Origin of the sequence: Dapis brunnea BLCC-M229 (genome assembly GCF_050015995.1) — a bacterium.
In the GTDB taxonomy this organism is placed as follows: Bacteria; Cyanobacteriota; Cyanobacteriia; order Cyanobacteriales; family Microcoleaceae; genus Trichodesmium.
Window position 1 is genome coordinate 46,953 of record NZ_JBNHEP010000035.1, and the last position, 10,245, is coordinate 57,197.

The 10,245-nt window shown below is 36.0% G+C and carries 10 protein-coding genes and 1 pseudogene; 8 read left to right on the forward strand and 3 right to left on the reverse strand.

From position 1 onward, the window contains the following. Positions 1-265: 265 nt before the first annotated feature. Entirely contained in the window at positions 266-958 is a 693-nt protein-coding gene (locus ACP6PM_RS03430; RefSeq protein ID WP_426581871.1) for a glycoside hydrolase family 108 protein, read from the forward strand. Between the two features lie 184 nt (positions 959-1,142). On the opposite strand, the gene ACP6PM_RS03435 is transcribed toward ACP6PM_RS03430, so the two are convergent. Then, positions 1,143-1,286 (reverse strand): hypothetical protein, encoded by a 144-nt coding sequence (locus ACP6PM_RS03435; RefSeq protein WP_426581873.1) that lies wholly within the window; start codon positions 1,284-1,286, stop codon positions 1,143-1,145. 335 nt (positions 1,287-1,621) lie between these two features. On the opposite strand from ACP6PM_RS03435, the gene ACP6PM_RS03440 reads away from it, so the two are divergent. The 5 genes and pseudogenes from ACP6PM_RS03440 to ACP6PM_RS03460 all read left to right on the forward strand — a co-directional run bounded on the left by ACP6PM_RS03440 (position 1,622) and on the right by ACP6PM_RS03460 (position 4,524). Then, positions 1,622-1,807 carry a hypothetical protein gene (locus tag ACP6PM_RS03440; RefSeq protein WP_426581875.1) on the forward strand — a complete coding sequence of 62 codons (186 nt, stop codon included), beginning with the start codon at positions 1,622-1,624 and terminating at the stop codon, positions 1,805-1,807. Between the two features lie 292 nt (positions 1,808-2,099). Next, positions 2,100-2,588, forward strand: coding sequence for a DUF2141 domain-containing protein (locus ACP6PM_RS03445; protein WP_426581877.1), 489 nt, complete (start codon positions 2,100-2,102; stop codon positions 2,586-2,588). Positions 2,589-2,977: 389 nt separating this feature from the next. Then, positions 2,978-3,603: pseudogene (locus tag ACP6PM_RS03450) on the forward strand (NAD(P)/FAD-dependent oxidoreductase); the annotation flags it as partial. Between the two features lie 181 nt (positions 3,604-3,784). Next, positions 3,785-4,369 (forward strand): ISAs1 family transposase, encoded by a 585-nt coding sequence (locus tag ACP6PM_RS03455; RefSeq protein WP_426580842.1) that lies wholly within the window; start codon positions 3,785-3,787, stop codon positions 4,367-4,369. Next, the gene (locus ACP6PM_RS03460) at positions 4,333-4,524 is read left to right on the forward strand and encodes a hypothetical protein (protein ID WP_426580844.1); all 192 of its coding nucleotides are present in this window, start codon (positions 4,333-4,335) and stop codon (positions 4,522-4,524) included. Before ACP6PM_RS03455 ends, ACP6PM_RS03460 begins: the two co-directional genes overlap by 37 nt. A 338-nt stretch (positions 4,525-4,862) precedes the next feature. Here ACP6PM_RS03460 and ACP6PM_RS03465 read toward each other — a convergent pair whose 3' ends face one another. After that, a complete protein-coding gene (locus tag ACP6PM_RS03465; RefSeq protein ID WP_426580846.1) occupies positions 4,863-5,012 on the reverse strand; it encodes a hypothetical protein in 150 nt (49 codons plus the stop codon). 377 nt (positions 5,013-5,389) lie between these two features. Here ACP6PM_RS03465 and cbiT point away from each other — a divergent pair, with 377 nt between their 5' ends. Together cbiT and ACP6PM_RS03475 are read left to right on the forward strand one after the other, a co-directional pair. Next, positions 5,390-5,992 carry a precorrin-6Y C5,15-methyltransferase subunit CbiT gene (cbiT, locus tag ACP6PM_RS03470; protein ID WP_426581885.1) on the forward strand — a complete coding sequence of 201 codons (603 nt, stop codon included), beginning with the start codon at positions 5,390-5,392 and terminating at the stop codon, positions 5,990-5,992. A gap of 1,650 nt (positions 5,993-7,642) precedes the next feature. Further along, positions 7,643-8,524 carry a phosphatidate cytidylyltransferase gene (locus tag ACP6PM_RS03475; RefSeq protein ID WP_426581879.1) on the forward strand — a complete coding sequence of 294 codons (882 nt, stop codon included), beginning with the start codon at positions 7,643-7,645 and terminating at the stop codon, positions 8,522-8,524. A gap of 956 nt (positions 8,525-9,480) precedes the next feature. Here the strand turns inward: ACP6PM_RS03475 and ACP6PM_RS03480 are convergent. Continuing rightward, on the reverse strand, positions 9,481-10,245 hold a 765-nt coding region (locus ACP6PM_RS03480), incomplete at its 5' end, for an LmeA family phospholipid-binding protein (protein ID WP_426581881.1).

Consider the following 10,245-nt stretch of genomic DNA (forward strand, 5'->3'; position numbering starts at 1 on the left):
TCCAAGAAATAAATTTCTGGGCTACACAGTAGAAGTCATCTAAAAGATGACTAAAAGTAGCTGATTTATTACAGCGTTTTTCATCTCAGTGAGGTACACCCGTGGCTGGCAAGATGCCCACACTACAAATACTTTATTACTAATATTTGTACCGCATATACCTGCAACCTGCTGTATAGCTAATTAATGAGACTTTATATCAGAGGTACAATACTTGAGTTATCCTATCTCTAGTTTTGCGTAAAAATGTTTGAGAACTAAAATAATGAATATTTCAATAATTTGGCAAAAATTGAATCTACTACAACCAAAAATAAAATTTAAACCCCAAATAATTCTGGCAATTATTTCATTAATTTTGGCAGTGGGAATGCCTATTAGTATTAGTCATAAAATTCCTGCCCTAGCCAGAACTGAAAAAAACTACGAAGAAAAATTATTTGAAACTGCCCTGTCTTTTACCCTATATTTTGAAGGTGGATTTAGTAATCATCCAGCAGATAAAGGAGGTAGAACTTATAAAGGAATTTTACAAACTGAATATAATGCCTATCGACGCCGAAGGGGCTTACCGCGATTAGATGTTGCTCAAATGTCTGATGCTGAACTGATGGAAATTTATCAAGGTTATTGGGATAATAGTAGGTCAGCTACCATGCACCCCGCTCTTGCTGTAGTTATGTTTGATACTGCCGTTAATTTTGGTATTCATAACTCGGTAACTTTTCTGCAACAAGCTTTAGGATTACCACAAACAGGTATATTTGATGCTAAGACAAAAGAAGCATTAGCAGAAGGTAATAATCGAAATACTGCACTGCAAATGATTAATGAAAGGATTATTTATCGTTATAAAAGGGTACAGGAAGATGCAACTCAGATGGCTTTTTTTCATGGTTGGTTAGCTCGTGATTATAGTTTGTGGGGTTATGTGGAAAAGCTGAAAGATAAAAGATAAATAATTAAAAAAATTATAGTTAAGGAATTTATTTACTCTGGATTTAGGTAATAAATACTGATTAAAATTGCAAATAACTATTTATTGCCTACTCTAGTTAGGGCTTGCTGAATAATCATAAAAGCATGAAATATAAAGGTAAGTGCCTTTTTGAATCTAAATAAAGTACGAGCTTTTCGCTCGATCAAGCTCGAAAAGTTAGCATTTTTGGCAGACAACGGCAGAAAAACCAAGGGCAAATTCTGACTCCTACCTCCTCTATAATTCCCGTTCCTCCTGACTCCTGACTCCTGACTCCTGACTCCTGACTCCTACCCTTGCCACTCATACTTTTTTCAGCAAACCCTAGTTATTTTTACTAATTTTTGCCAACAAAAAAATTGACGTAATTCCCTTGTCTAGACTGACTTTTCCTAGGCCATGCTCTGCAAACAAGCGGTTTTCTCCCAGAAAATGTCTAATCTCCAGTCAAATTGGAAAAACTTACCCTTGTAAGCTTCCCTACTCCTCTACTCAAGAAAGTGTAGAAAAGTTTTTGAGAAATGGTATAAGTGGGTGTAGATTGGTGGTGGAAAGCATACCCTATCTACCATTCATGTAGACAATTTAGCAGCAACAGTTATAGCTGCCATTGAGAAGGATAGGGGTGGGCAGACATACTATGTGACCAATGGTGAACAACGCCCATTTAAAACCTTTTTTACAGAAATTCTCAGAGCAGAAGGAATTGAAGCAGGTAATCGTCACCTGCCAAGAGGTTTAGCACTTTTAATTGCTTACATTGTGGAATTCCTATGGAAGCTTTTGGGGTTAAAGAAACGACCACCCATAGCACCTGTGATAGTATAGTCATTTCAAATAAGAATGAAACAGTTTTTTAGCTGAAACCCTTTAACAGCAAGAAACCTTTGTTTCAATCTAAACTAAAATGACTATATATCTGATGGGTACTGAGTTTTCAGTCAATGATAGGAAGGCTCGGACTGAACTGGACTACCGCAATCCTATTAGCATCAGCGAAGGACTCCGACAAATCAGAATTCGATCGGGGAGCTAAAATGGCTCAAATCAGCTATATCAGATTCCCCTCGAATTATTCACAGGACCTTAATTTTACCCCCATTATTTAGGAGAAATAATAATGCAACGATTTTTTGTTAGTTTTCTAGTGCTAGCTTTTCTAGGAAATCTAGTTGTTTCAGAGAAGGCTAGAGCCGCCTTAAACAGTAACTTAACAGTAAAAAATAGTTTGACAATAAATAGTAGCTTAACAGTTAATATCGATGGTCTGAAAAATCAAACTGGACAAGTTTGCCTGAGTCTTTTTTCAGGCAGTCAAGGATTTCCCAGTGACGGCGGTCGGGCTTTGCAAGTAAGGTGTGTTGATTTAGAAGAAGGGACTCCTGCAATTACATTTGAGAATTTGAAACCAGGAAGTTATGCTGTTGCTGCTTTTCATGATTTTAATGACGATGGCATCTTCAATCTGAATGGTCTTGGCATTCCCAAAGAGGGCTTTGGCTTTTCCAAAAACCCAAAGATTTTCACAGGTATTCCCAAGTTTAGGGATGTAGTTGTGATTATTGTCGGCCCAAAAAACAATATTTGGATTGAATTGCAATATCTTTAGGAAGTTAGGAATTTTATATATTCACAAATATACGTTTTTGTCAATTTTTGTGCTTCTATTATTAAGCAGTCTCTGGAAAATTTGTTTTTTCCATCCAGAGATTAAATTTAAAATTACTTAATATTCTACGAATTAAATATAGTTTACACTAATTTTTCAATAAATTAATTACACCAAGCCTGAGACTATAAAAATTATATCATAGAATCCAAATTCAGTAAACTCGTAAAATAATTGAGAATAGTGTCAATAAACCCCTATTTTTACATTTGTTCATAATTTGCTTAACATGGGAATTTTAAAATTATCCCTTCGGAAATATTTGTTTTGCTTATAAAATTAACAACTGATAGGGGATGGGTTTACAGACTGTGGGAAGATGCTCAACTATGACTAAGCAAAAAGTAGAAAACTTAGTAGTGATAGGTTCGAGACCAGTAGGGTATACCGTCGCCACTTATGCCGGACGTGCCAACCTTAAACCAGTTGTGTTTGAAGGCTACCAAATGGGAGGTATACCAAGCGGTCAACTAATGACAACTACCGAAGTAGAGAATTTCCCTGGTTTTCCTGAAGGGATTACTAGACCTCAACTAATGGTACGGATGAAAAATCAAGCAGTTCGATGGGGAGCAGAACTATATACAGAAGATGTTACTTCTGTAAACCTAACTCAGCACCCATTTACTGTTAAGTCAGAGGAACGCGAAATCAAAACTTACAGCATAATCATTGCTACTGGGGCGACTGCCAAAAGACTCAACCTCCCTAGTGAAGAAAAATTTTGGGTGGTGGTGCATAGTAATGGTAGAGAGAGTGTGGGGAGTGTGGGGAGTGTGGGTAAAAATTAAAAAAATATATATCCTCACCATTACTATGCAGGACTACCAAATTTTGGAATAGTGGTATTTCCGCCTGTGCTGTCTGCGATAGAGCTAGCCAAGCTTTTCAAGGAGTAGAACTGGCAGTTATTGGGGGTGGGGATACGGCAGCCGAAGAGTCTATATATTTAACTAATACCAATTCACTTTAGACATCTCCGGAAAAGAGGGAACAGGGAACACTTAACAGGGAACACTTAACCCACCCCCAACCCCCTTCCCTGGGAGCAGGGCTGTTTCATTCTCAAAAAAGGTGTAGAATTATAGAGTAAGGAGCAGATTTATTTGGTATTCTTGGCCAAAATATCAAAATATATGGAAAAAACCCTGATTGATTACCTGAAAGAAATACCTGATTTTCGTGACCCGAAGGGCTGTCGTCATCCTTTATGGTTAGTATTGTTGATTATGATCATGGGTATAATTAGTGGTTATTGGGGTTATAGACAGTTAGGCAGATTTACTCAACGTCATCGTCTCAGTTTGATTAAACTATTAAATATCCCTCAAGCTCGTGTTCCTTCATATTCAACTATCAGACGGGTAATGGTACAGTTAGATTACCAAAAATTACAAATAGCTTTTAATCAATGGAGTCAAGAATATAGTAAAATCAGCTCCCATGAATGGGTATCCATAGATGGAAAAAGCTTGAAAAATACTGTTAATAATTATGATACATCTGAGCAAAATTTCATCAATTGTGTATCAGCATTTAGTCATGAAAGAGGGCTGGTCTTAGGAATAAAAATATTTAATAATAAACAAGAAAGTGAAATTACGATAGTTAGACAACTACTAGAAATATTGGACTTAAAAGGAGTAGTTTTTACCCTTGATGCTTTACACTGCCAAAAAAAACCGTGGCAGCAATTATCGAAACTCAAAATGATTATTTAGTTAAAGTTAAAAGGAATCAACCATTATTATATGCAAAAATAGAAAAGCAAGTTAAATCAAGCAAAGCCGTAAAAAGGTATATAAATGATGAAAAAACTAGAAATCGCCAGACAATAAGACAAGTAGAGGTTTTTCATATACCGATGGGATCTTGATGATTTATGGCAAGATGCAGGTTGTGTAATCAGAGTCAAACCTAGTGGTAATCGTGGGTGAAAATCAGTAGAAAGTATAAGTTATTATCTTTGCTCTCTCTCACCATTATCTGCTAGTCTAGCCTCTGGGATTCGAGGACATTGGTTAATTGAAAATCAACTACATTGGGTAAAGGATGTAATTTTAGAGGAAGATTTAAGTCCTCAAAAATCTGGCTTTTCTGCCATAAATTTCTCTATTTTAAAAACTTGGGTTTGAACTCTGCTGAGAATACATGGTTTTGCCGGAATTAAATCAGCGATATCAAACTTAAGTCATAATCTAAAATATATACTTTCTATTTGTGCTTAAGTCTGGTATTAAATCCATTTTTGGCTCTGAACAAGGCTGTGTTGCGATCGCACAGGGCAATTATTGGGTCAGTTTGACATTGGTTGGTGACGATAGTGCTACGCATCCCTAGGCGATCGCGCGACCATATTAACAATAAATGGCCATTTAAGCTAATATTGGCCGAAGTAAAGCCCTAAATCTGCTCCTTACTCTATAATTCTACACCTTTTTTGAGAATGAAACAGCCCTGCCCCTTGGAAAGGGGGATTAGGGGGGATGGAGAGTGCGGGTATTCAACCAACGTTAAGATAAATTGTCAATTTACGGATATATCTAGAAAGTCAGAAGTAATAAAGGTTGTCTTCTTAACTAAGCATAGAAAAAATATGCAGTTTAAATACAACCGCTTAACTACTTTAGGATTTCTAACTAAGGCTTGCTGAATAAAGCCTTTTTGCTAGGTTAGGGAGCAGGGATCTGTCAATGCTTTTTAATAATTATCCATTATCCATTATCCATTATCCATTATCTATGCCTTCCCAATTTTGGCCTTATATTACTCCAGGTATCCCAGATGACTTATTTGAACGCTTACCTGGTATTCCCATGAGTAAGCGAGAAGTCCGCTTACTGTTAATATCTTATTTACGATTGCAATCAGATTCAGTAGTATGGGACATTGGAGCCGGAACAGGAACTATACCAGTAGAAATCGGCTTGATATGTCCTCAAGGTCTAGTGATTGCTATAGAAAGAGATCAAGAAGTAGCAAGTTTAATTAGGAGAAATTGTGACCGCTTTGGAGTGGAAAATGTCACAGTAGTAGAAGGTAATGCTCCCGAATGTCTTGATAGTTTAATCGATGCACCTAGCCATGTCTGTATAGAGGGAGGTCGTTACATCAAAGTTATACTGCAAGAAGTTTGGAAAAGATTATTACCACAAGGTCGCATTATTGCCACTGCTGCTAATCTAGAAAGTCTTTATGCTGTTTCTGAAAGTTTTGCTGATTTACAAGTTAGGAATGTAGAGGTAGTACAGTCAGCAGTGAATCGTCTCGAGACTAGGGGAATACATCAAACCTTTGCAGCAATTAATCCCATATTTATTTTGAGTGGAGAAAAAATCAATTAATTTTTTCATCAGCTTCAAGTAAAGAAAGTTAACTATAGCAATTCCTCATACTGGTTAGGGAGTAGTAATCACATAAACAGGGAATAGAAAAAAAGAAAAATAATTGTACCTCAGTAACTTAAGAAAGGGTGCATCTCAATGCCAGACAAGCAACAGGAGGTTCAGTAGGCTCAGGAGGTGTTGAATCTTTAGTCAAGCAAATTGGATTACGGGCAGGGCAAACGCATCTTATTTTGAAGTTCTGACAGGGCAAGGATGTCAGGCTTATAAGTATTTATACTCATTAATTCTCTAAAGCTTAACGGTAGAAGCTTCCAGAATTTAGATGCGTTTGCCCTGGGATTACGGGTGTTGCCAGGAGCACAATGGTCAAGAAAAAATGTGCCCTGTATACTCCAGCATCGGTGTGCTTATCTGAACGGTGCTTTTGCTGCTTGATTTTCATTCGTCTTCAGCGCGATCGCAAAGCCCAAAAAATCAGGATGTTCTATAGTCTGAGTTTACGTGTAAATTAACCAAGTGCTTTGAGTATTCCCTCTTCTTGAGTACAATTACTTATCGCTTAATTGAGATGCACCCTTAAGAAATGCTTTCATTAATGAATAATGGATAATTATCTCTGGTTAAAACCGCAACGGAATTTAATATAAGGAGATATCCTAGGACTTTTCTTGAGTTTGTCGATTGGATATGGTTAGGTAACCCATCCATCTCATCCTAGGTCATGCTCCGCAAACGACCACTTTTTCTCCTTAAAAGGGGAGACTTTAAGAGGGTATCTATAAAATAAAAAATTAAGCCTTTATGTAGGGTGGGTTAGGCGACAATAATCTCACAAAATAAAATAAGATTTCTCTGGCAGCCGTAACCCACCAAGTATAGATATTTGAGGCGTTTATTTAGATCTATTTTACAGATACTTTCTCAAGGTGAATTATTTAATTCATATTATTAATTATTCGGTAAATTAATAATATGGATTAAATTGTATAGTTAATTTTGTAAATTAGTAAATAAGATTTTCTTGAAGATATTATAACTTTATTTATTGGTAAGCAAGGTATTTTTAGAAAGTAATATCTAGATAGTTTGATAGATTAGTTTATGAATGAAATATTGATTTATTTTTACTGAAAATGCGGTAACTATTAGACAAAATTTGATAATAATTATATCTCTTAATAATCTCCTAAATATGGTACAATTAATCATGAAAAATCTGTGAAATAAAACTTAAGCATTAAGCCATCAACTATTGCCGAAGAGAGAAGGCAAAAACCATTGATAAATTGAGAGAGAATTAAAATTTACTGCCGGGGGTAGGCTCTCTTAATCAAGAAAAGTATTTATTTAAACCTCGCCTTTAAAGGGGAAAATCTGATACTAAATCCGGTTTATAGAGTATCCTTTTGGGGAGATGGGGGGAGATAGTGAGAGAAGATTTTGAAAAAGAACATGCATTGATAACCGGATTGGGTATGATTACTGATAGCTAACTACCAAAAGCTGAATGCTTACAAGAAAGCATTCCTAAAGCAACTGTGTATATAAAATAAATAGAGATGTAGCTACAGCAGAAATAATTATAAACAGAGGATGAATAACGGTTGAGAGTGTAAAATTTAAGTTTTAAGTTAATAAAATAGTATTATGTCTTGGTCTAGAATAATTAGTGGACTTGTAGCGATCGCTGTTGCTCTGGGAATGATTATTTTTGGGGGATGGTGGTTTACAGTAGGCATGGGAGTTATAGTTTACCTAGGCCAACTCGAATATTTTCAACTAGCTCGTGCTAAAGGAATTGCACCAGCAGCCAAAACTACTCTAGCACTAAGTCAGGTCATGCTAGTAGTAGCAGCCCTAAATCCTAACCTAGTAGATGCCATATTTACATTAGCAGGAACCATAATTTGTTTTTATCTATTATTTCAACCAAAATTAGCAACTATAGCTGACATAGCATCATCAATCTTGGGTCTATTTTATGGTGGATATCTGCCCAGCTATTGGATTAGACTCAGAGTTGGACTTGAAGCTCAATTACAGATATCCCAAATAACCTTGGAAAACTACGAGCATATTTCATGGATAGACCCTTTGAGTTGGCCTTTGAGCTTAACATTTACTCTACTTGGTTTTTGCTGTATATGGGCTGCTGATATAGGTGCTTATTTTGTCGGAAAGTTCTTTGGTCGAATTAGACTTTCAGAAATAAGTCCGAAAAAGACTGTGGAGGGTGCAATATTTGGAGTTTTAGGTAGTGTAGGAGTCGCTACAATAGGTTCTTGGTACTTAGATTGGCCTGGTTCTCCTTGGACAGGTGCTGTCTTGGGTTTAATATTAGGCATTGCTAGTCTACTTGGAGACTTAACTGAATCGATGATGAAACGAGATGCAGGTGTTAAAGATTCTGGACAACTGATACCTGGACATGGAGGAATTCTTGACCGTACTGACAGTTATGTTTTTACCGCACCCCTTATATATTATTTTTTCACTTTACTTTTACCAGCCCTCAAAAATTATAATTAGGATATAGCCTCCATCAACATTTGTGAGGTACAGTTATTTTTCTTCTTTTGTATTTATAGTAATCGCTGTTCCCTAAAATCTAGAATTTTGTACCTCACTCATGATGATAATTTTTACAGCACTACGGATTTAGGGCGCGGAGATTAGACATCTCCAGAAAAGAGGGAGTAGGGAGTAGGGATAAAGAATTGGTATATCTAGTATGATAATTGATTTTATTTTTTTTTATTATTGGAGATGTCTGTTATTGATACTCCCCGCTCTGAAGAGACGGGAATTCTTAAGTAGTCTAAAAACGAACTCTTAATGGCATTATCGCTGGTACCGCTACACCCTCAAATACAGCCTATTCCATGTAAGTGTGGTACAGTGATTCTAGTAGATTTGATTAAAGACATGAAAACTTTATTCTATACTTCAAAAACTATTTAAAAATTTAGTGTCACTGTACCTCATCAACCTGGAATCCGCTGTATGTTGACATATAACCAGATAAATTGCGCTTACTTTACTTTTGGTTTGAGATATTATAATTCGGCCAATTTGGTACGCTCCTCGTCCTGCTATTGTTTGCAGTGGTGTAGCCACACTGACGCGCTTAAATTTTTCTAGCCGCTGGAGTTACTTACAGGGATTTCTCCTTACTAGGACGATTCCTCACGCAGATTTTTTTTCTTACTTGCTTCTGCAGTAATAACACAAAAACTAAAGATTTTTAAGGCGATTAAAATCCCCCGTTTCGCTGCGCGACATGAAACGTTTTTCATCCACTCTTTAAAAAGACGTGGGTTTCAAACTCTTGTCCCTCTTCCGTAAATCCCGTTGGTGGAGAATTTTGGCATCACCAACTTAGTCATTTCAGTTATCCAGTTATCAATATTAAAAGGAGCAGGAGACCTGATTTTTTGGTCAGAGATTACTTTATAACTTTTAACTTTTAACTTTTGACTTGGGCGTTAGGGTTTAACTATCAAGCTACCTTGACAAATAAGTTGACCAGATTCTAATGTTAATTCCTTTAGTTCAACATCGGAGCCTAAATCAACTTGGACGGTATTTGAAAAGTGATAATTATACTTTTCTAAAACTTGAAAGTTAAGATTCTCTAGCAGTAATTTACAGCTAGTAGCAAGTTTTAAATCAGTATGTAAATTTAAAGGAATTTTTTCATCAAATTTAGACAGTACATTAGCAAAGAAACTTAGATGACCTGTAGATATTTCAGCTTCTTGGTCATCCAAACTAATAGGTTTCTCTAGGTATTCTATAAAATCTGGCGGTAATAGTGGAGTTAAAAACTCAATGATAGCTTCAGCCAATAGAGCAGATTCCAGACTAGCATTAAAGTCAGATTGTAGCAATTTAATTTGACCAAATATGGGAAAAGATTCTAATATTTTTAATGGTTTACCCTTGATGATTTGACCAATATTAATCCGAATGCCAGTAGCAGATAACTTCACCTCAGTTAAATGTAATCCTCGAAAAATTACATTAGAAGCAGCAATAGAAACTTGGGGAATTTTACCTGTAATAATTTGGCGATCGCCACCTTCAATATGAACTTTTAATTGTTCTACCTGCTCTAATTGGGATTTTAACCAAAATTGCAAAGCAGGAGACAGAAATCTACTAACAATTCTACTCTTTTTTTTAGTTGATATTTTATCTTTACTCTCAACAGCAACATCATAATCATAAGTTTTATGCAGTTCTGGTAA